The organism is Vibrio sp. SCSIO 43009 (assembly GCF_023716525.1).
Classification (GTDB): Bacteria; Pseudomonadota; Gammaproteobacteria; order Enterobacterales; family Vibrionaceae; genus Vibrio; species Vibrio alginolyticus.
In genome coordinates this window covers 230,214-250,281 of record NZ_CP071843.1, presented here as the reverse complement: position 1 = coordinate 250,281, position 20,068 = coordinate 230,214, and the positions used below count along the sequence as shown (strand labels likewise).

Below are 20,068 nucleotides of genomic sequence, written 5' to 3'. Positions count from 1 at the left end.
CTGTGTCGGCTTTATTCACCCAAATAACCTACGCCATAAAAGGCGAAAAACTAGCTTAGTTGAGTATTTCCGGGTCGCAGTGTAAAGCAATCTGGCGTCGGGTGCATACCTTAAATGTAATCAAGTTTATGCGTTGAGAATGCTGTCATATTCTGCAATTGGTTTACGGCCTCTCAAAGCTAAGAAAGACAAAAACTGCTGAGCGGTGTGAGTAATCACTTTCTTGCTATCAATACCCACTTTGTCCATTAACTCTCCAACCAACTCCAGATTACCAACATCGTGACAGAAGTGCGCGTCACTGCCCGTGGTGAAGAAAACACCGAGATCTTTCCCGATTTGTGCAATCTCGTGGCAACGGTCTACGCTGCCTACTCGGCTGTTGCCTTTCAGCGTGGTGTTATTAATTTCAATCGCGACATTGTGCTCTTTCGCGCACGCTAAAACGGTCTGAAAATCAAAGTCGAAATTTGGATTACCAAGATGACCGAGCGCATCAATACGACCACTCTGAATGACATTAACAAGTGCTTCCGTGTGAGTTTGCTTGTTTGCTGGACGAAAAACGGGTTCATGAAAACTCGCGATCACCCAATCTAAGTTGCGGTCCACACTCAGTGGAATATCAATGTCGCCTTCGGTATTCATAATGTTAGATTCAACGCCGCGAATAATCGCAACGCCTTCAAGAAAACGAGGCAGAATTTTCTGGTTAGAGAAGAACCAGTAATGAGGCGCACCCGGCATTGATTCTGCGTGATCGGTCGTGCAGAACATATCCAGCCCGTTCTCTTTTGCCAACTTTGCATTTTCAATCAAGGTACTGTACGCGTGACCACTGGCGTACGTATGTGTATGGGTATCAACTTTAAATTCCATCATCCACTCTCTTAGGTGCGCTATCTTGCGTGCTATTGTATACCTTCAGGTAACGCATCGTCAGCCCAAGATAAGCAAGAACCCTAAGCTTGCTCTTCACTAATGGCTTTTATCAAGGGTAAAGCTTTTTCCCATCCGTGATTAAACATGGAAACAAAGTCATTGTGAGTATGAATGGTAACATTGAGTAGTAAACGATCGTTGTTGGTATCGATCTGGTAGATCTCTCGCGATCCGATCCACCTAGATGCTAGGTCAGCATCGAGTTGTTGACGATTATCCGGATTAAAAATGGCAACATGATGAAATTCAAGTTTTTGAAGGGGTAGCACCGTATCTATGATCGCCCTTGTCCCGCCCATATCTGGATCAAAAAAAGTGATGCCACCTCCTTCTTCCCAAGCTCCTTCAAATTGAGACTGCGGTGAAAAGGCTTGTGCCCAACGTTTATACAACTCAACATCGGTTAGCACTTCCCACACTCGTTGCGGTGTCGCCGAAATTTCGACGTAATAATTTAGCGTAAGCATGATTTCTCTCCCTGAACCTTTCTTGACGCTAGCCCATACTCAGGAAAAATCAAACCACACGACCAATTTATCTACCTGCCCCCTTCATTTTCCGACAGACTAAGAAGTTTTCGCTTGTAAACCGCCACTGCGATGCGCCTTAAAGCGAACCCAACATGTGTTCAGTATGATTGCGAGCACTATTAAACTCATCCCAACAATTTGACTTTGACTCATTCGGTCTTCAAAAAACAGGCTCTGCCAAACCGCAGTGAACAATAAGTTAGTAAAAATGAGTGGCGCAAGTTGAGAGCCACTGCTTGCCAGTTTATATGCTTTGGAGCGAAAAACTTGGGTGTTAATGATCATCAGAGACATCATACCGATCCACAGCGTATTTGAAGAAATCTCAGGCGCCATAACACTCATATTAAGTAACGCGTCGAAGTCATTAAACAAAGTTAGCGGCAACAGAAATACGGCAGCAAAACCAAACGCCCAAAAGTTGATTTCTAGCGGCGACATATTTGTTTTACTCACTTTATATAACGTAAGCTGAGAACCAGAATTGAAGAGTCCACCAGCCAAGCCGAGCAATAAATCCGCTCGCCATGTAATCTCACTTCCACCGCCCGCCAACATAACCACACCAGTGAACGCCATTGCTAAAGCCGCCAATGTTGAAACACGAATGCGCCCCCTCATGAACAGCTTTTCAACCAAGGGAATAAATAATGGGCCAGTAGCAAACAAAACGACCCCTTCAACGAGCGTTAACGTTTGTAATGACGCGATAAAGCAAAGTTGTGACAAACCGATACAAAGAGCTCGCAATAAAATAGGCTTTAGCGTGCCCGCTTTAGGAAAGGTAAGGTTTTTCACACGAAGTAAGATAAGCAAGATAAGCGCAGGCACCAAAAAACGTAAGAAGCTAAATAGTGTGACGGAAAGTTCGCCTGACAACTGCTTTGCTAACAGTCCAGTAACAGATAAGCTTAACGTAGACATCAACATGAAAAGGATAGATTTATTTACAGCATTCATTCAATACTCCTTAATATATGGAGCATTTTAAAAGACATCACTCATCGCAAATAGCGAGTAATATTAACCATTGATGTAAGAAAAACTTACAGTTTAACTTATCTATCACCAGCTACGGTTTTTAAATTATGCGGAAACTAGTCCCCTTAAAGTCCATCTACGCATTTGTTGCAGTAGCTGAGTCTGGCAGCATGACAGAAGCAGCACAGATATTAAGTGTGAGCCACTCAGCCGTAAGTCAGGCGATTAAATCGCTGGAGAGTCAAGTCAACAAGCCTCTGTTTGATCGCATAGGCAGACAAGTTCAACTCAATGCGGACGGTAAAAAGTATTACCGAAAGGTGGCACCCGCTTTAGAGCAAATTGTCGATGCAACGGAAGCACTCATCCAAGATCAGAACTTGCAACGTGTTACGCTCAATATGGTCAATTCATTGGCTCTTCACTGGTGGATTCCTCGAATGTCAGATTTACAAGGGTTTGCTCCTCAATTAGACGTTCGTTTATCAAACCTGTCTGGCAGATTCAATTTAGAACAAGAAGGTATCGACGCGGCCTTGGTGCATGGAAATCCCGAAGAATGGCAGGATTACTACTGCGAAAAGCTCAGTGAAGATGAACTGGTTTTGGTGTGCAGCCCTGAATTGTTAGCGACGACAAAGGACTCAAACATCACTCAACTCTTAAAGCAGTATCCCATCATTGAAGTTACTAACGAGCGAAGAAAAAACGACTGGAACGTGTGGCAGGACGCGACGGGTATCCAGCGACCTAAAAATAAAAAACCAATCACTTTTAACATGTCGATACAAGCCGTCCAGGCCACAACTCGTCGTTTGGGGTTATTGGTCACTCATCGCTTGTTTGTGAAGGATGACATCAAATATGGTCAGCTAATCGAGCTGGGTGAACCCGTCATTAATCCTCATCAACAGCTTTACTTTGTATGCCCGCCACACAAGCTAAAGCTTGAATCGTTTCATCTGTTGCGATCTTGGCTACAACAATCATTCAACTATTAGAAACTTTTGTTAAGCACATTCACTGAAAAACTAGTATAAAGTTAGAAGAGCACTTTTCATCCAAGGATGGTTTATGAAGCAGTATCAAATATGGCTAAGCGCACTCTGTTTTGCAGTATCTTTGAGTACGACCGCTGAAGTAGAAAATGATAACCGCCTTTCAGAACAAGGGATCTCCACGGCAATTATTGGGGGTCAGCAGGCTACCCAAAACCAACTTCCTTTTTTTGCACGTCTTATTCTACATAAAACTGGCGCTAATCAGTTTGCCAATATTTGTGGGGGAACCATTGTAAACGACCGCTTCATTTTAACTGCGGCCCACTGCGTAGAACCAAGCGTTTTTACTGATGGCTGGACAATCAACGATCTACGAGTGCTAGTCAAAAACCCTACGATGAATGACGTGTTTGTTGAAGAATTCAAAGATGTTCGCTCTATCACGATTCATCCTGATTATGTGCCTAGCGATTTATGGATTAATGACATCGCTGTCCTTGAATTGACTAGACCTATCACCGATAACGTCCAATCCATCACTTTACCGCAAGACTTTGGAGACTACAGCAGCAAGTCAGTTTATCAGATATTCGGTTTAGGTCAGACCTCAACCAATGATGAAAGCCCCCCTAACTATTTACGCTGGGCAGAAGTAAAACCCCTTACCGACACCCAATGCGCTTCGTTGGTAACAGGGTTTAACGCTCAGGAAAGTTTATGTGCGAATGGATTTCCTGAACGAAGCTACACTGGCATCTGTCGTGGTGACTCAGGCGGTCCTCTCACCTATCAAGACAATAATGGCATGTATCAGCAAATTGGCATTGTGAGCTACGGTTCTTCAGTTTGCGAATCCGCTGCGATTCCAAGTGTGTTTACCGAGATTTTGAACTATGCAACATGGATTGAGACCCAAACCAGCTCAGGTGTAAAAACCAGTTATAACGCCCTCTTAGCAAGTTCGGAAGATTATCATAGCGAAGGGGACTCTGGCTTTGAGCCTGTCGATACCAACACATCTGGCTTTGGTAACAACGGCAGCAGTGGCGGCGGTGCTCTCGGATCAGGGTTGATCATGCTTGGAGGCTGGTTTGGTTGGCTAAGACACCGCAGAAATTATTCGCGCTCCTAGTAGCGTCAACAAGACATCATAATATCTTGCGCTTAACGCGAGAGTTAATGATGTCTTCAATCATCTTTTGCTCTTTTTTCGCTTTTTCATAGTTCTGCTTAGTACGCCAACGTTCAAGCACTTTTTCTAACCCTTGAACGCGTGCGTGCTTGTGTTCTAGCGTTTTCTGTACAGATGCACATTCCGCTTGCATAACGGCTTGCTCTTGCTCGTGGTGACGAAGCATTCTTTGTAGCATTTGGTCAACACGATTAAAGTTCATCAAAGCCGCGCTCGTCAGCGTCGGGCCGGTTCGGGTTGATTGTCCAGCGTGGCCTTTCAACGCCGACAACTGTTCCAATTGCATTGAAAGATGGGAGTGACGCTGACGCATGGCATCAAGTTGTTGACCCACACGGTCACGCTGTTTTTCTTCCATTTGCTGTAACTTGCCTACGGCTTTTAACTTGGATTTCATTTCAGCCTTGTCACTCCCATTTGATTAAGCACTTTGAAAAAGCTGCGCGAGCTCGGTCAAACTGGTTGGGTAATCTACAGACTCGTTGGCAGCTTGTTGTAGATATGCACGCAAATTTGGATACATAGCAACAGATTGATCTAACTCAGGATCTTGTCCTGGTTGATAACCCCCTAATGGCAGTAACTCTTTAACCTGAAGGTAGTTGGAGTACATTTGACGGAAGTTATTCGCAATCGTGCTGTGTGCGTCCTGCGTACAAGTATTCATACAACGGCTAATAGACGCGTTGATATCTATCGCGGGATAATGCCCTTGCTCAGCCAGTTGACGCGATAAAACGACATGCCCATCTAAGATGGCGCGCGCGGAATCCACGACAGGATCTTGTTGGTCGTCCCCTTCTGCCAATACGGTATAAATTGCCGTTAAGCTACCATGTTGATTTTCACTGTTACCCGCTCGCTCTAGGAGTTGAGGTAACACGCTGAAGACTGAGGGCGGATAACCACGAGAAGCTGGAGGCTCACCGAGCGAAAGAGCGATTTCGCGCTGTGCCATGGCGTATCGGGTTAGAGAGTCCATCAGAAGTAGAACGTCTTTGCCTTGGTCTCGGAAATACTCTGAAACGCGATGACAAAGTAGTGTCGCTCTTAACCTCATTAGCGGGGATTCATCAGCAGGAGCCGCGATAATGATCGCTTTCTTGCGCGCTTCTGGGGTTAAGTTTCTCTCGATAAACTCACGTACTTCTCTGCCTCGCTCACCGATAAGCCCGACCACAATTACATCGGCCTCCGTGTTTTTGGTGATCATCCCCATTAACACACTTTTACCGACGCCACTGCCAGCCATCAAACCAATACGTTGGCCTTTGCCTACCGTTAATAGTCCATTAATCGCACGCACGCCTACGTTGAGTGGTGTATCAACTGGGCGTCGCTTCAGTGGGTTAATCGGTTTTGGTTCAAGTGAAACTCGCTCTCCCCCCTTAAGCGGTGCCCCGTCATCTAACGGCTCACCTAAACCATTCAGTACGCGTCCTAACCACTGAGAGCTTAGCTGCACGGTACTGTCACCATCAAGAGGGATGACTTTTGCACCTGCAAACAGACCGCCTAAACGGCGGATAGGCATGAGGTAAGCAATAGTGTGTTCAAAGCCCACAACTTGCGCTTCGATCATATCGCCTTCCGCGGTTTCTACGAGACAACGCTGCTCAAGCTTAAACCGACACCCTACGGCTTGTAACATTAAACCGTTTACTTTTATCAATCGCCCTGTTACGCGAGCAACAGGAATTGAATCAAGCGAAGCCAAGGCTTCGCTCAAACGCTCACTTAATAGTTCATGGCTTAGGGTATTACTCATGCTCAGACTCTACCTGTGGAATACTGACTTCATCCAAAAGGTGTTGCTTTACATTGTCCATACAGGCTTCCAAACGAGAGTCGCAGCTCGCATCCGCTTCTGCGTCATCAGTCACTAACTGACAGCCACCAATAGGAAGCTCCGTATTAGGGACCAGTTTCCAAGATTGCGGCAAATCAGCATTGATGTGAGTAATGCGCTCTAAATCTTGCGGATTTAAATGCACAGTTACTGTTTCCGCTTTACCAGGCATGGCAGACAATGTCTCGTCCACCAAAGCTAGGATCTGCTGAGGCATTAAAGTGAGCTCGGCACGAATCACTTGCTGAGCTACCTTTTGTACCAGTTCACAAATCATATGGCGTTGTTGCTGTTCTTTTTCATCTTGCCAACGAGAAAGGGCGTGAAAAAGTTCATTGACAGGCTTCGCCGCCTCCAAAAAGCCTTGCTTTCCAGACTGCTCACCGGAAACAAAGCCTTTTTGGAAACCTTCTTTTTGGCCTTCCAACAGACCTTGTTGCTTGCCCTGTTCGATACCTTGGCGTAAGCCTTCCTCATGTCCTTGTTGCAAACCTTGTTGAAAACCTTCTTCAAGTTGCTGTTGGATATCTATTTGAGGTTCTTGCCAGCCTTGGTTATCTAGCCCGAATTCGTCTTCGATAGTCTTAGGTTGCGCTAAAGGAGGAAAACGGTGTAAACGATACCCGCTCGGAGGCAATCGCATAGTACTTGATTTTGTCTCTAGCATGACCTTACTCCACCGTTGGCTCTTCATAGAGAAGCAGCTGAACTTCACCAGATTCATCTAGCTCACGTACCATTTGCATGATGTCTTGACGTGCTTTTTGAACTCGACTTAACGCAACAGCGCCGCGTGCGTCCATGTCATCTTCTAGCGCTTTCACCATACGTTGCGGCATTGAACGCTTAATAGCTTGCTGTAAGGTAATATCGGAACCTTTTAGCGCGACTGCCCACAACTCTAGCGGGATTTGCTGCACCAACATGTCCATGGTTTCTTCGCGTTGTCGGCCAAGAACCATAAAGTCGAACATGTTTTCTTCGATTGCATTAACAACATCTTCATCATGCAACTTCAGCATTTCCATCAATGAACCACGGTCACCTTCAAAGCGGTTAATGATATCTGCAGCTTGCTTAACACCTGATAACGGCGTGCTTTGACTTGCGGATACTTTTTCGATGCAACGCTCAACGAGTTCATGCAAATCAACAGCAACTTGATGATCGATATCTTGCAATTGAGCAATACGGAACAAGATTTCGTCATGGTAATCTTGTGGCAAGTGCTTCAATACCGCTGAAGAGCTGTCTGCTGGCAAATACGCTAGAAAAATTGCTTGCATTTGTGGGTGCTCGTTCACAATGAAACGAGCGAGAGTTTCTGCTTCCACCCACTGTAAGCGCTGCATATTGTTGCGAATTTCATCGCCATATAAGGTATTCAATAACCCTTTTGCCAAATCGTTACCCAATGCTTTACGCAATGTATTAGATAGGTATTCCTTCGAGGCTCCTCGAATACCGCTGTGCTCACGAAAATCTTCAAAGAAAGTTTGAATAACACCACGAGCAGAATCGCTCTTAATGCCATTTAACTTCGCCATTGCACGAGTCACACGCTGGGTTTCATCACGGCTAAAGTGTTGCAAAACCTTCGCTGCGGCATCCTCGCCCATGCCTAATAGCACGAGCGCGGTTTGTTCAACATAACTAAGCGTCTGCTTTGATAGAACTGTGTTCATTGATGTTTACCCATTGTTTCAGTATTTCGGCTACGCGCTCTGGCTCTTCATTAGCAATAAGCTGTAGGTGTTTCAATTGAATTTCTAATGGCGAACCTGCTGGTGGTAGCATGTCGCTGTTTACATCTAAACCTGAAGAGGCTGAGATGCCTTTTTCAGATAGGCGGCGATCAAGTACTTCTTCATGCTCGCGTTCTTCACGCGTTTGCAAGTTTTCGTAGTCAGGTTCTTCCTGAGGCTCAGCAAAATTTAGCTCAGGCACAGGTTTATCAACGCCAGTTAGGTGCATGATTAATGGACGCAGTACGAAGAAGATCATCGCCAAGCCTAACAAGCCACCAATAACGTAGCGTATTGGCTGCTGTACTGTAGGGTCTTGCCACCACGGCAGTGCAGGAGGAGCATCAATTTCGATTGGGGTGAAGTTGAAACTCATTAAACTTAAGCTGTCACCTCGTGTGGCAGAGATACCAACAGCATCCATGATCATGTTTGAGATTTGCTCTTTATCGGCTTCACTCCACGCCACACCATCTGGCGAAGCTTTGGAGTTCAACAGAACCGAGACACTAAGCTTTTCTATTTGGCCTTGTTGGTATTGAGTACGACGAACACTACTACCTACAGCATATTGACGATTCACTTCAGATCGCGCATTCGTGTTTTGGCTATCGTTCGTTTCCACTTCACCAGATCCTGTCACTGGCGGTTGGTTACTTAGAGAACCAGGAACACCCAACGCAATTTGATCAACCGAGTTGTTATGAATGGTGTGCTCATTACGCACAACCGGCGCGTTATCCAAAATTTCTTGTGTTTCTTCAACTTGGCTAAAGTCCAGATCGGCAGCGACTTGTACGCGGAAGTTACTCGGCCCCACAATCGGCGTAAGCATATCTGCTGCGCGTTGGATGATCTGTTTTTCAACACTCTTCTGGTATTCAAGATATTTCGCGTTTACTTTGCCGGCTTCCGCAGAAGCGACATCCGCACTAAGAAGACGGCCATACTGGTCAATGACAGAAACAAATTCTGGCTTCATTGCCGTGACACTGCCGACCACTAGGTTAATGATCGCTTCAACTTGTTCAGGCTTTAAGTCTTCACCAGGTTTGAGCTCAAGCATGACAGATGCTGAAGGATTCTCACTGTTTTGGCGGACGAATAGAGTTTGACGAGGTATTGCTAAATGAACACGCGCGTTCGCTACTGAGTTCAAAGACATGATAGTACGTACTAACTCACCTTCTAAACCATGACGATAACGCGCTGTTTCCATAAATTGGCTCGTACCAAGAGAGCTATCTTCCTTGAGCGAATCCAAACCTGTCGGCAGCTTAGCTTTAACACCTTTTGATGCAAGCAACATGCGTACCTTAGCAACCTCACCTTCTGGTACAAGAACTTGTCCATTTTGCTCTTGCATGCGGTAGCTTACGCCTTCGCTTTCTAATACCGACACAATTTCGCCGATATCAAAACGCTCTTGCTGGCTATAGAGCGGACGAAAGCTCTGCGAGGAACTCCATAGTGCAACCACAATAATCGCTGCAACAATCGCAGCTAACACCGCAGATAGCACTAAGTTTCTCTGACTGCTAGACCAGATTTGCTTCAGCTTCGTTGTCACATCGTCCATGCCGTTGGCAGTAGAAAATGTCTGTGCTGTGCCGGTAGCCATAGCTGTGTTTCCGGCGACTTGGGGGGTTAGTTCTGACATGAATTACACCGGCATCTTCATAATATCTTCAAATGAGGTCACGACTTTGTTGCGCACTTGCATCAAAGCATTAAAGGACAAGCTGGCTTTTTGGCTCGCGACCATTGCACCAACTAGGTCATCACTTTTTCCTGTTTCTACGGCCGTCATTTTTTGACTAGCCACTGATTGATGTTGATTCACTGTATCCAACACATTTGTCATCGCTTGTGAGAACGATAAAGGTGCGTTTAGTGATTGTTGATCTAAAGGATTTGCACTCACGATAAACTCTGGCGGCTGCACTTGTGCCTGCATCGCCTGCATTTTTGACAACATAAGTTGCTCTGCCGAGACCGCATGAGTAGGTTGACTTGCCATCTATTTTTTCTCCTATTAGGCAGCCGAGCCTAGTGCCGACTGTAAATCAATACCATGTTCTCGCATTGCTGCGAGCTTGTAGCGTAGCGCTCGAGTAGAGACTCCAAGCGCGTTTGCGGTTTTCGTTCGGTTTCCACCAAACTGACGTAACTTTTCCAAAATAAACTGATATTCAGCTTGCTTCTTCGCTTCTACATGACCAAAACTTGAAGTTGGCTCTGCTGTAGGAACTGACGCGACAAGCTCAATAGGCAGCATCAGGTCATGGGCTGTAATGTAATCACCATGACGCATGACCAAAGCGCGTTGAATGACATTTTCCAACTCACGAATATTGCCCGGCCAGTGATACTGACTCAGCGCACTAATCGCATCTTGGGATAGGTGACAGCGGCTGCTATCTTGATACTTTTCAATAAAGAATTGGCTAATCGGTAGAATGTCCTCTTTTCTTTCACGCAAAGGCGGCCAGTGCAGAGGCAGCACATCTAATCGATAATAAAGATCTTCACGGAACGTGCCTTTTTGAACTTCCTCACGTAAGTCTTTGTTGGTTGCCGCAATAACACGAATATCGAGCTGAACGGCTTTATGGCTACCAACACGTTCTACTTCACGCTCTTGAAGGACGCGTAACAATTTCGCTTGAACCGCAGGTGACATTTCACCAATCTCGTCAAGCAGAATCGTCCCGCCATTTGCTTCTTCAAACTTACCGCTTTGAGAATTTGTCGCTCCGGTGAACGCGCCTTTTACATGACCGAATAGCACAGCCTCTAACATTGACTCTGGAATGGCGGCACAGTTAACCGCCACAAATGGACCATTGATACGCGGAGAGTGCTCATGCACATATCGCGCCAGCACTTCTTTACCCGTTCCCGATTCACCTGTAATAAGCACACTCGCGTTAGTACATGCTGCACGATGCGCCAATTGCAGAACTTGTTTGCTTCTCCAAGACTCCGCAACAATGTTGGCCATTGGCTTACCTAACGCTTCAACACGTTTAAGCAGATTAACCAACTGATTAGATTCAAACGGGCGTAATAGATAATCAGTAGCGCCCGCTTTCATCGTCTCAGCAGCCAAGATGCCTTGTTCTTGGTCGACAATCGCAATAACAACACCCGAATTTCGCTGCTTTTGGTGACACGCGACAAACTCACGAACACACATATCCGGCAGCGTAGAGCTCACTAAAGTGATTTCTGCTCGCTCTTCAAGCAAAGCGCCTCGACCAGTACGAGTGTGTTTCGCGGTGTAACCTGCATTTTGCAACACATCCAATACTGGTTGAGCAAGAGCTTCATTTGGCTCAACCAACAAAATTTTCGTTTTCGTCATCATTGAACCTTAACTTTCGTTTGTTGATTTTGTGATTGTAGATCTGGGTGGTGTTTCGTAGCCGTATACTCGTTGTCCCTCACTAAACGCAGGGTGACACGTCGGTTTTTTGCTTGGCCATTAACCGAGTTATTGCTGGCAATTGGGTAACGTGAACCATGAGCTCGTGTTTCGATCATCGACTCGTCGACCCCAAGCTCAATCAAAGCATTGGTGACTTGCTCTGCTCGAGTACGTGACACAGAAAGGTTCGTTAAACTTGAACCAACGTTATCGGTGTGACCGTCGATGAGGATTTTGGTCACTCGATCATCCACAGATACATAGCTATACAGCGCTTCTAGTGTTGCTTTCTGTCCACGACTTAACGTCTTCTGACCAAACTCAAATGAGAGCGCCATATCCCTTGCCTCTGAAAAAGACAATTTAGGCAATCGCGCGCGACACGCATTAAATGATTTCAATGCGTTTTGAATTTGAAGAGTAGGAATCACAATCTCTGAAACAGAGGAAGCATTACTTCCTTTAAGTGACAGCGTCACCCAACTACCCGAAGCAATTGAATCCATGAATTCTTCAGCGCCTTTATTAAAGATGAAACGCTGAGACGGCTTAGTAAATTCAAGGGAACCAAATTCTTTTCTATAAAGCTCATCACCCCAAGGAGCATTTTGAGTTGTTAAAGCAATCGTTTTCCATTTATTGTTTTCATATTCTATATCGGAAATAAAATAGAATTTATTATTAGGTTCCGCTAGGAAATAAAACTTCCCATAGTCTTTATTTGATTGCAACAAGTTGCATTTGAATTTATTTCCCTCATATGTCCATTTAGAGAGGTCCATAGGGATTGTTAAGACTTCTTCTGAATATGACACTTTTGAAAAAATAAAACTGATAACAATAATTGTGTTACAAATTATCAAACGGACATGATTCATGTATATCTTACATTCCCATGACTTAAACCGTTTAATTAAATATGCCACCAAGCCGAGAGAACTGGCATAGCTAATCATTTTAATTACCTATTCTGAATATTAAAATTGGTTACAAAACGCTCAAGAGAGCACGCTTAGCCTCCAACGGAAGCTTTAAGCATAAAAAACAGTATCTTATAATTTATTTATTTGAAGTTGTTGTTACGCCATAAAGGCAATTTAAAAAAGCTATAACAACTAAAACGCTCAACATTGTTATTTTATTTATTAAGCGATTTATAAAGAAAACTAACTCTTTTTAAATTTCATTAAAAGATTATGACTATATGAACAAAGCAACATGTGAACTAAAGTCACAATCTTAGAGTTTGGAGCTAAAAGATCATTAAAATTTCTGTGTAGACTACACGCCATTAAGTTAAAACACTTTCGATTGTTAACGCACGGTAAAATATAAATGGAAAATAGAGTTAGCGAGCCTATTTCTGATAGTCAACTACTTGATGTAGAATTATTAGGCAAACCTATTCATATCATTCGTGAGAAGCTCGATAATTTAATTTCAGAATCTTGCTCAAACCTTACGACTGAATTACAAAATTGGCTCAGCACAGGAAAAGTGGAAGCTAGCTTAACCTCAGTAGACTTGCACCGCTTTACATCGGTTGAGATGGACAAAGAGCAAACGTCGACCTATCAACATCAGGAAGGCGGCATGGTATTCATCCATGGTAACCCTCACACGCTAATAAAGTTGGCTGATAGATTTTATGGTGCAAGTGCAGAGCGTTCAGCCGCTACTCTGACGGCCAGTGACTTACGTTTACAAGAGCGCATCAGTCGAATCATCATCGGTTGGCTTGCTCCTGGTGAAATGTGGGACACGGGTGAGTATGAGACCCCTAGAGGTATTGGCATTAACGTTCAATTAAACATTGCGTTTGACGATCATCAAGGCTCAATTCATCTCAAGCTAGATGGTCATCTTATTCAAACGCTAATCGAGCAGCTTGAACTGCAGCCTGATACCGATTTGTTTCAACCTTTCTGTCGTTCTTTAGAGACGACCCCCGTTCGACTGAACGTTGTTCTAAGTAAAAAGAAGATGCCTTTAAGTGATGTGGTTGGCTTACAACCCAACGATATTTTACCTATTGAGCTTCTTAACACGGTTCCAGTAAGCATTGGCAACCAATCTCTATTTACAGGTCGTATTGCCGAGCAAGACGGCCAACTTGTTTTGATCTTTAACCCTGATAAGGAACCGCAGCGATGAGCGAAGCGCTAGAAACTAATGCATTCGACGCAGAAGAACTGAACTTTGATGATTTTCAATTAGAAGACTTTGAAGCCGAAGATACGCTCCAACAAGAACCAGCCACTGCGGAACGTGACCTTAGCTTTTTCAAAAGCATTCCTGTCACAGTCACGCTGGAAGTTGCGAGTAAGGAGATCCCACTTGGGGACTTAATGAAAGCGGGTGAAGGCACGGTTATCGAGTTGGAAAAGCTCAATGGCGAGCCTTTAGACGTGAAAGTAAACGGTTCTCTTATGGGCCACGCTGAAGTTGTCGTTGTCAATGATAAGTATGGACTTCGTCTGATCGATGTACATGACTCTGCATTGAGTGGCGTTGGTCAATAATCTTAGGTAGGCATCACAATGAAAAATCTGAGCGCTTGGCACCGTTGGTTACCTCTTTTGGTATTAGTGTCACTTTTGTTTGCTTTCCCAACAATGGCGGCTGACAACGGCTTAACTATCTTGTCCGTTTCTGATGGCGACACACAACAAGAATACAGCGTTAAACTGCAAATTCTGTTGTTGATGACGGCGCTCAGTTTTCTTCCAGCATTTATTTTGATGGCGACGAGCTTTACTCGAATTGTCGTTGTCCTTGCGATTTTGCGCCAAGCTCTTGGTCTTCAACAAAGCCCACCTAACAGAGTGTTGGTCGGGATCGCTCTCGCATTGACGTTACTGATTATGCGCCCTGTCTGGAGCGATATTTATGAAAATGCGTTTCAGCCATACGACAACGGCGAAATCACGCTAATACAGGCTTTTTCTGTTGCAGAGAAACCAGTGAGAGAGTTCATGTTGGCACAGACGCACCAAAGCTCTCTTGAACAAATGTTACGTATTGCCAATGAGCCTCTCGACCAAAACGTTGAGGATATTTCATTTGCCGTTGTCTTGCCTGCATTTGTCATTAGTGAACTGAAAACCGCCTTCCAAATTGGTTTTATGCTTTTCATCCCGTTTTTGGTCATCGACTTGGTTGTCGCCAGTGTCCTGATGGCAATGGGTATGATGATGCTATCACCTTTGATTGTCTCACTTCCCTTTAAGTTGGTGGTATTTGTACTCGTGGATGGTTGGGCAATGACAGTTGGCACCTTATCTGCCAGCTTCGGTTAACTAGGAGCAGTTATGACCCCAGAACTAACCGTAACGTTATTTTCCGATGCAGTATGGCTGATCATTTTGATGGTTGCCGTATTGGTTGTTCCAGGCTTAATTGTCGGTTTGTGTATCGCCGTATTTCAGGCTGCCACACAAATCAACGAGCAAACACTCAGCTTTTTGCCACGTTTGCTCGTTACCTTATTAATGGTGATTTTTGCAGGTCACTGGATGCTCCGTAAGATCATGGAACTGTTTGATTTCTTGTTCCACAACATACCAGGGATGATTGGCTAATGGCCATCACATTTGCAGAGCTCTCGGCGATACTCGGTCAACTCTGGTGGCCGTTTTTTCGTGTGGGAGCCGTATTTATTTCAATGCCTTTCTTTGGTGATGCAATTATTCCTGTTTGGGTTCGTACTTTACTGGCCCTCTCGATCGTTGTCATTACTGGACCGTTAATGCCACCCATGCCACAAGTCGAATTATTCTCTATGACTTCCCTGTTCCTTGCTTTTGAGCAAGCTATTTGGGGGGTAATGTTTGGGTTAATTTTGCACATGCTCTTTAACGTTTTCACCATGCTTGGTCAGGTGATTTCTCTGCAAATGGGCTTAGGTATGGCGATGATGAATGATCCTATTAACGGGCTTTCTGTCGCCATTTTGGGACGCATATTTCTGATTTTCTCAACCTTGTTGTTTCTTGCGCTAGAAGGACACTTACTCGTCATAGATATCGTGATTCAAAGCTTTGTTGTTTGGCCAGTCGGATCTGGTATCACATCGCTTTCTCTGCAAGGTGTTGTCAATATTTTCGGTTGGATGTTTGCCTCTTCACTAGCTTTGGCTTTACCCGCTATTGTTTCCATGCTTCTAGCCAACATCAGTTTTGGTGTAATGAACCGAGCCGCACCATCACTTAATGTCTATGCGTTAGGTTTTCCTATGACGATGCTGCTGGGTCTATTCAGCGTATTAATCTCAGTTTCTGGTGTTCCTGGTCGCTACACGGCGCTCGTTCACGACACCATTAGACACTTGAGTAACTTTATGTTGGGGGGAGCATGAGCGATCAATCTTCTCAAGACAAAACTGAAAAAGCGTCACCGCAGAAGGTAAAGAAAGCCCGTCAGGAAGGACAAATTCCTCGCGCGAAAGAGTTTACTACTGCGGTTATATTTCTAGCGGTGGCGCTCTACTTTTACTCTCAGCTTAATAGTATTTGGGAAAGCATGTCGGGTATCTTTCGCTACAACATGATGCTGACGCGAGCCGACCTAGAAAATCCTAAACAACTTGTCGAGCAATTGGGACAAAGTTTAGCAGTCATCATCGACATGCTATTACCATTGTTTACCGTCATTATTATCGTGACCTGTGGTAGTAGCCTTGTGCTAGGCGGCTGGATGTTCCGTCCCGCGAACGTGATGCCAAAGCTCAGCAAAATTAATCCTTTGAGCGGGATAAAGCGCATTTTTTCGACCCGCTCAGTGGTTGAGCTCTTAAAGTCGACGTTCAAAGTAGCCGTGATCTTCGGCATCTTATATGGCTATTTAGACAACCACTTACAGCCATTACTTGGCATGCAAAACCTCCCACTCAGCCAAGGTTTTTCTCTAGTAATGTCCATTCTGTTTGAAGGCTTACTCTTAATGGGCTTCGCCTTGTTGTTATTTGGGGTTATCGACATTCCTTATCAGCGTTGGGAACACCTAAAAGAACTCCGCATGACGAAACAAGAATTGAAAGAGGAATTTAAAAATAATGAAGGTCGTCCGGAAGTAAAACAACGTATTCGTCAAATACAGCAACAGTTTGCGCGCCGTAAGATCGATAAAATGGTGCCGACGGCTGACGTGATCATCACAAACCCAACGCACTACGCAGTCGCACTGAAATACGAGCCTTCGCTTTCTGACGCGCCCTTTGTCGTCGCAAAAGGCGTAGACGAAACTGCTATGCACATTCAACGTATCGCCCGAGAAAACAAAGTGGAAATCATTAACTCCCCGCCACTTACCCGTTCGATTTATCACACGACGGCGATTGAACAAGCAATCCCAAGCCAACTGTACATCGCAGTGGCACATATTCTTACTTACGTTTTGCAATTGAAAGCCTTTCGTAAAGGTGAGGGAAAAGAGCCAATTCCTTTACCTCATTTTTCGATTCCAAAACATTTGCAGCACTGATTAACCCGCGTTTATCCAAGGACACGAAAGTATGCTTAACCGGTTAAAACAACTTCAAACATCAACCAAAGGCTACGTTGGCATTCCAATCGTCTTGCTAATGATATTAGCAATGGTGATTCTTCCTTTGCCTCCTCTGCTACTGGATGCGCTGTTTACCTTTAATATCGTCTTAGCAATCCTAGTATTGCTGGTCAGCACAACCGCAAAGCGACCATTAGATTTCTCTGTTTTTCCAACTATTTTGCTGGTCGCAACATTATTACGTCTCACATTGAACGTGGCTTCTACGCGAATTGTACTCCTAGAAGGACATAATGGTGGTGACGCAGCGGGTAAGGTCATTCAAGCATTCGGTGAAGTCGTCATTGGCGGTAACTACGTCGTTGGTATGGTGGTGTTCGTCATCTTGATGATCATCAACTTCGTCGTAATCACCAAAGGTGGTGAACGTATTTCTGAGGTTTCAGCCCGCTTTACGTTGGATGCTTTACCAGGCAAACAAATGGCAATTGATGCCGACTTAAACGCTGGCCTTATCGATCAGGAAACGGCTCGCTTACGCCGTAAAGAAGTCGCCAACGAAGCCGATTTTCATGGTTCGATGGATGGTGCATCAAAGTTTGTGCGTGGCGATGCCATCGCAGGTTTGTTGATTCTGTTTATCAATATCATTGGTGGTATCAGTATTGGTGTCTTCGAGCATGGACTCGCTGCGTCTGACGCCTTTAAAACTTATGCCCTACTCACAATCGGTGATGGTCTAGTTGCTCAAATTCCTTCACTACTATTGGCAACGGCTGCCGCGATTATCGTTACGCGAATTAATGATAGCGATAATGGCATGTCGGAAACCATGCAAAAGCAATTACTGGCAACTCCTGCAACGCTATTTACTGTCGCAGGTATTATGGCGGTAATCGGTATGGTACCGGGTATGCCACACCTAGCCTTTTTTGCGTTTGCTGGCGCATTAGCGTTCGCAGGGTGGCGTCAAACCAAGAAGCCAGTGCAAGACTCCCAGATTGAAGAGGTCGAAGCACTTTCACAAGCAATGCAAGACGATGATACACCGCTGACATGGGATGATATTCCTCACGTCCAAACATTATCACTTGCGCTTGGTTATCGACTCGTCCATCTAGTCAACAAAGAACAAGGGGCTCCTTTATCACAACGTATCCGCGGTGTGCGTCGAAACCTTTCTGAACAAGTTGGCTTTTTATTACCTGAAGTTCGTATTCGTGACAACCTGAGCCTCAAGCCAAACCAATACACAATTTCTCTAAATGGCGAAGTCATTGAGCAAGGTTTTATTGAACCAGAGCGTTTAATGGCGATAGCGGTTGGCGAAACTTACGGTGAGGTAGATGGCATTTTGGGTAGCGATCCTGCTTATCAGTTGCCAGCTGTGTGGATTGAGCATCAAGATAAAGCAAAAGCACTTAATATGGGTTACCAAGTTGTCGATGATGGCACTGTTATTGCCACTCATATTAGTAAAATCATGAAGACAAACCTTGCAGAATTGTTTACGCACGACGATGTGGAAGCAATAACCCAGCGTTTGACACAACAAGCCCCGAAACTAGCAGAAGCATTAGCAGCAGCACTTAATCCAGCGCAGCAGCTGAAAGTATATCGTCAGCTTTTATTGGACCAAGTGCCACTAAAAGATATTCGCACGATTGCCAACACAATGTTGGAATCCGCGGAAAATACAAAGGACCCGATCCTACTTGCATCTGATGTACGCTGTGCACTAAAGCGTACGCTTGTTAACTTAATTGCAGGACAAAAGAACGAGTTAAATGTCTACGCACTGTCTGATGAGCTAGAACAAATGCTACTAACTTCACTGCAACAAGCACAATCTTCTGGTACGGTAACACTAGATAGCTTCCCAATTGAGCCAAACATTCTTGGTCAGTTCCAACAAAACTTGCCATTGATCAGACAACAGCTTAAGCAACAGGGGCTACCTCCGATCCTTCTCGTTATGCCACAGCTGCGCCCTCTTCTAGCGCGTTACGCTCGTACATTTACACAAGGGCTGGCAGTATTGTCTTACAACGAAATCCCAGAAAACAAACAAATCAATGTGGTAGGAAACCTTGGTTAATCTTATTTCAACACATGCGATGTACGAACATTTGGTTGGTCTCGCAGTACAACATATCGTCACGGATGACGATCAATTAGTCTTTGATGCTTTAAAACACAATGATGTCCAACACGCATGCCAAGCAATTAGGGAAGCTCAATCAGGGGAAGTAGAATTCCAACACCTGACGTTGAGATTTGGTATGCGTGGAGAACAAAGTGTCTATCAATTCAAACTCTCTGAACAAATGCAGTACTGCCTGGATTTGTTCAGTCTTTACCTTGCACTAAGACAAACACAATTTCAGTTAGAAGCCTTTCACCACGACTTGATTAGTAATGTTGTCGTGCCGATTCGCGTTGATGCATTACTGTGGGAGCCTGGGGTTTATTTTCTCGAACAGACGATTCAATTCCACTCTTCTGCTTTTCAACATGTGATTCCTTCTCTTCAAGCTGATGAAACGTTATGTGATCGTGATAAAGTCGCCACACTCACCAAAAAGTTAAAAGAGAATGCATATTCACTTTGGTTTGAAGTCGCGACATCGCAAGTGAACTTCGAGCGCGTCGCAGACTTTAGTCCCGATATGATCAAATTGTCAGTCACACTAGAAGATAAAGAAGAAAGACACGCTTTCCTACCTATTGCTAAGTTCTTAAGAAAGCATAAATATACTTGGGTTGCCGGACGTGTAGCGAGTCAAACGGAACTTAACCGTTATCGTTTATTGGGTGCCAGTTATTATTTTGGTTATTTCAGCGATATCCCAACCTCTCTCTCCTTTCAGTCTTTTGATGAGGAATAGTTGAA

General features: G+C 44.6%; 21 protein-coding genes. 10 read left to right on the top strand and 11 right to left on the bottom strand.

Features of this window, described 5'->3' with window-relative positions; translation table 11 throughout:
• Positions 1 to 126: 126 nt before the first annotated feature.
• The 3 genes from J4N43_RS16825 to J4N43_RS16815 form a co-directional block, all read right to left on the bottom strand.
• Positions 127 to 879, bottom strand: coding sequence for a phosphatase (locus J4N43_RS16825; RefSeq protein ID WP_033906857.1), 753 nt, complete (start codon positions 877 to 879; stop codon positions 127 to 129).
• Positions 880 to 962: 83 nt separating this feature from the next.
• On the bottom strand, positions 963 to 1,409 hold the full coding sequence (locus tag J4N43_RS16820; protein ID WP_005375065.1) for an SRPBCC family protein: 447 nt from the start codon (positions 1,407 to 1,409) through the stop codon (positions 963 to 965).
• Positions 1,410 to 1,508: 99 nt separating this feature from the next.
• On the bottom strand, positions 1,509 to 2,432 hold the full coding sequence (locus tag J4N43_RS16815; protein WP_053350027.1) for a DMT family transporter: 924 nt from the start codon (positions 2,430 to 2,432) through the stop codon (positions 1,509 to 1,511).
• Between the two features lie 128 nt (positions 2,433 to 2,560).
• Here J4N43_RS16815 and J4N43_RS16810 point away from each other — a divergent pair, with 128 nt between their 5' ends.
• Entirely contained in the window at positions 2,561 to 3,454 is an 894-nt protein-coding gene (locus J4N43_RS16810) for a LysR substrate-binding domain-containing protein (RefSeq protein ID WP_005375063.1), read from the top strand.
• A gap of 73 nt (positions 3,455 to 3,527) precedes the next feature.
• Positions 3,528 to 4,586 (top strand): S1 family peptidase, encoded by a 1,059-nt coding sequence (locus tag J4N43_RS16805; protein ID WP_025768593.1) that lies wholly within the window; start codon positions 3,528 to 3,530, stop codon positions 4,584 to 4,586.
• Positions 4,587 to 4,602: 16 nt separating this feature from the next.
• On the opposite strand, the gene fliJ is transcribed toward J4N43_RS16805, so the two are convergent.
• From fliJ to J4N43_RS16765, 8 genes are read right to left on the bottom strand one after another with little or no spacing between them, the layout of a single operon-like run.
• Complete coding sequence (gene fliJ, locus J4N43_RS16800; RefSeq protein ID WP_005384016.1) at positions 4,603 to 5,043, bottom strand: flagellar export protein FliJ; 441 nt, start codon at positions 5,041 to 5,043, stop codon at positions 4,603 to 4,605.
• Positions 5,044 to 5,067: 24 nt separating this feature from the next.
• A complete protein-coding gene (fliI, locus tag J4N43_RS16795) occupies positions 5,068 to 6,414 on the bottom strand; it encodes a flagellar protein export ATPase FliI (RefSeq protein WP_053350026.1) in 1,347 nt (448 codons plus the stop codon).
• A complete protein-coding gene (fliH, locus tag J4N43_RS16790; RefSeq protein ID WP_005375050.1) occupies positions 6,407 to 7,162 on the bottom strand; it encodes a flagellar assembly protein FliH in 756 nt (251 codons plus the stop codon). Before fliH ends, fliI begins: the two co-directional genes overlap by 8 nt.
• 4 nt (positions 7,163 to 7,166) lie before the next feature.
• The gene (locus tag J4N43_RS16785; protein WP_005375048.1) at positions 7,167 to 8,180 is read right to left on the bottom strand and encodes a flagellar motor switch protein FliG; all 1,014 of its coding nucleotides are present in this window, start codon (positions 8,178 to 8,180) and stop codon (positions 7,167 to 7,169) included.
• On the bottom strand, positions 8,149 to 9,900 hold the full coding sequence (gene fliF / locus J4N43_RS16780; protein ID WP_005384024.1) for a flagellar basal-body MS-ring/collar protein FliF: 1,752 nt from the start codon (positions 9,898 to 9,900) through the stop codon (positions 8,149 to 8,151). The genes J4N43_RS16785 and fliF overlap by 32 nt, the downstream gene beginning before the upstream one ends.
• A 3-nt stretch (positions 9,901 to 9,903) precedes the next feature.
• Entirely contained in the window at positions 9,904 to 10,260 is a 357-nt protein-coding gene (gene fliE, locus J4N43_RS16775; RefSeq protein ID WP_005375045.1) for a flagellar hook-basal body complex protein FliE, read from the bottom strand.
• Between the two features lie 15 nt (positions 10,261 to 10,275).
• Positions 10,276 to 11,607, bottom strand: a complete 1,332-nt coding sequence (locus J4N43_RS16770; protein ID WP_031778880.1) for a sigma-54 interaction domain-containing protein — start codon at positions 11,605 to 11,607, stop codon at positions 10,276 to 10,278.
• Positions 11,607 to 12,626, bottom strand: a complete 1,020-nt coding sequence (locus J4N43_RS16765) for a MotY family protein (RefSeq protein ID WP_021707593.1) — start codon at positions 12,624 to 12,626, stop codon at positions 11,607 to 11,609. Before J4N43_RS16765 ends, J4N43_RS16770 begins: the two co-directional genes overlap by 1 nt.
• 379 nt (positions 12,627 to 13,005) lie before the next feature.
• Between J4N43_RS16765 and J4N43_RS16760 the strand changes: the two genes are divergently transcribed.
• The 8 genes from J4N43_RS16760 to J4N43_RS16725 are packed head-to-tail and all read left to right on the top strand — an operon-like array spanning position 13,006 to position 20,063.
• Entirely contained in the window at positions 13,006 to 13,824 is an 819-nt protein-coding gene (locus J4N43_RS16760) for a FliM/FliN family flagellar motor switch protein (protein WP_005375039.1), read from the top strand.
• Positions 13,821 to 14,192: a flagellar motor switch protein FliN gene (gene fliN / locus J4N43_RS16755; RefSeq protein ID WP_005375038.1), complete on the top strand. Its 372-nt coding sequence runs from the start codon at positions 13,821 to 13,823 to the stop codon at positions 14,190 to 14,192. The genes J4N43_RS16760 and fliN overlap by 4 nt, the downstream gene beginning before the upstream one ends.
• 18 nt (positions 14,193 to 14,210) lie before the next feature.
• A complete protein-coding gene (gene fliP, locus J4N43_RS16750; protein WP_005375037.1) occupies positions 14,211 to 14,969 on the top strand; it encodes a flagellar type III secretion system pore protein FliP in 759 nt (252 codons plus the stop codon).
• Between the two features lie 12 nt (positions 14,970 to 14,981).
• Positions 14,982 to 15,251: a flagellar biosynthesis protein FliQ gene (gene fliQ / locus J4N43_RS16745; protein WP_005375036.1), complete on the top strand. Its 270-nt coding sequence runs from the start codon at positions 14,982 to 14,984 to the stop codon at positions 15,249 to 15,251.
• Positions 15,251 to 16,027 carry a flagellar biosynthetic protein FliR gene (gene fliR / locus J4N43_RS16740; RefSeq protein ID WP_005375027.1) on the top strand — a complete coding sequence of 259 codons (777 nt, stop codon included), beginning with the start codon at positions 15,251 to 15,253 and terminating at the stop codon, positions 16,025 to 16,027. The genes fliQ and fliR overlap by 1 nt, the downstream gene beginning before the upstream one ends.
• On the top strand, positions 16,024 to 17,151 hold the full coding sequence (gene flhB / locus J4N43_RS16735) for a flagellar biosynthesis protein FlhB (RefSeq protein WP_005375025.1): 1,128 nt from the start codon (positions 16,024 to 16,026) through the stop codon (positions 17,149 to 17,151). Before fliR ends, flhB begins: the two co-directional genes overlap by 4 nt.
• A 31-nt stretch (positions 17,152 to 17,182) precedes the next feature.
• A complete protein-coding gene (flhA, locus tag J4N43_RS16730) occupies positions 17,183 to 19,273 on the top strand; it encodes a flagellar biosynthesis protein FlhA (RefSeq protein ID WP_005375024.1) in 2,091 nt (696 codons plus the stop codon).
• Positions 19,274 to 19,292: 19 nt separating this feature from the next.
• Positions 19,293 to 20,063, top strand: coding sequence for an EAL domain-containing protein (locus J4N43_RS16725; RefSeq protein WP_005375023.1), 771 nt, complete (start codon positions 19,293 to 19,295; stop codon positions 20,061 to 20,063).
• Positions 20,064 to 20,068: the final 5 nt, after the last annotated feature.

Excerpts from the sequence above, each read along its gene's own strand:
- fliR (WP_005375027.1), top strand. The coding sequence starts at position 15,251 with ATGGCCATCACATTTGCAGAGCTCTCGGCGATACTCGGTCAACTCTGG.
- fliN (WP_005375038.1), top strand. The coding sequence starts at position 13,821 with ATGAGCGAAGCGCTAGAAACTAATGCATTCGACGCAGAAGAACTGAAC.
- fliP (WP_005375037.1), top strand. The coding sequence starts at position 14,211 with ATGAAAAATCTGAGCGCTTGGCACCGTTGGTTACCTCTTTTGGTATTA.
- J4N43_RS16785 (WP_005375048.1), bottom strand. The coding sequence starts at position 8,180 with ATGAACACAGTTCTATCAAAGCAGACGCTTAGTTATGTTGAACAAACC.
- fliF (WP_005384024.1), bottom strand. The coding sequence starts at position 9,900 with ATGTCAGAACTAACCCCCCAAGTCGCCGGAAACACAGCTATGGCTACC.
- fliQ (WP_005375036.1), top strand. The coding sequence starts at position 14,982 with ATGACCCCAGAACTAACCGTAACGTTATTTTCCGATGCAGTATGGCTG.
- J4N43_RS16770 (WP_031778880.1), bottom strand. The coding sequence starts at position 11,607 with ATGACGAAAACGAAAATTTTGTTGGTTGAGCCAAATGAAGCTCTTGCT.
- flhB (WP_005375025.1), top strand. The coding sequence starts at position 16,024 with ATGAGCGATCAATCTTCTCAAGACAAAACTGAAAAAGCGTCACCGCAG.
- fliH (WP_005375050.1), bottom strand. The coding sequence starts at position 7,162 with ATGCTAGAGACAAAATCAAGTACTATGCGATTGCCTCCGAGCGGGTAT.
- J4N43_RS16825 (WP_033906857.1), bottom strand. The coding sequence starts at position 879 with ATGGAATTTAAAGTTGATACCCATACACATACGTACGCCAGTGGTCAC.
- fliI (WP_053350026.1), bottom strand. The coding sequence starts at position 6,414 with ATGAGTAATACCCTAAGCCATGAACTATTAAGTGAGCGTTTGAGCGAA.
- J4N43_RS16820 (WP_005375065.1), bottom strand. The coding sequence starts at position 1,409 with ATGCTTACGCTAAATTATTACGTCGAAATTTCGGCGACACCGCAACGA.
- J4N43_RS16805 (WP_025768593.1), top strand. The coding sequence starts at position 3,528 with ATGAAGCAGTATCAAATATGGCTAAGCGCACTCTGTTTTGCAGTATCT.
- J4N43_RS16815 (WP_053350027.1), bottom strand. The coding sequence starts at position 2,432 with ATGAATGCTGTAAATAAATCTATCCTTTTCATGTTGATGTCTACGTTA.
- J4N43_RS16725 (WP_005375023.1), top strand. The coding sequence starts at position 19,293 with ATGTACGAACATTTGGTTGGTCTCGCAGTACAACATATCGTCACGGAT.
- fliE (WP_005375045.1), bottom strand. The coding sequence starts at position 10,260 with ATGGCAAGTCAACCTACTCATGCGGTCTCGGCAGAGCAACTTATGTTG.
- J4N43_RS16810 (WP_005375063.1), top strand. The coding sequence starts at position 2,561 with ATGCGGAAACTAGTCCCCTTAAAGTCCATCTACGCATTTGTTGCAGTA.
- flhA (WP_005375024.1), top strand. The coding sequence starts at position 17,183 with ATGCTTAACCGGTTAAAACAACTTCAAACATCAACCAAAGGCTACGTT.
- fliJ (WP_005384016.1), bottom strand. The coding sequence starts at position 5,043 with ATGAAATCCAAGTTAAAAGCCGTAGGCAAGTTACAGCAAATGGAAGAA.
- J4N43_RS16765 (WP_021707593.1), bottom strand. The coding sequence starts at position 12,626 with ATGATTAGCTATGCCAGTTCTCTCGGCTTGGTGGCATATTTAATTAAA.
- J4N43_RS16760 (WP_005375039.1), top strand. The coding sequence starts at position 13,006 with ATGGAAAATAGAGTTAGCGAGCCTATTTCTGATAGTCAACTACTTGAT.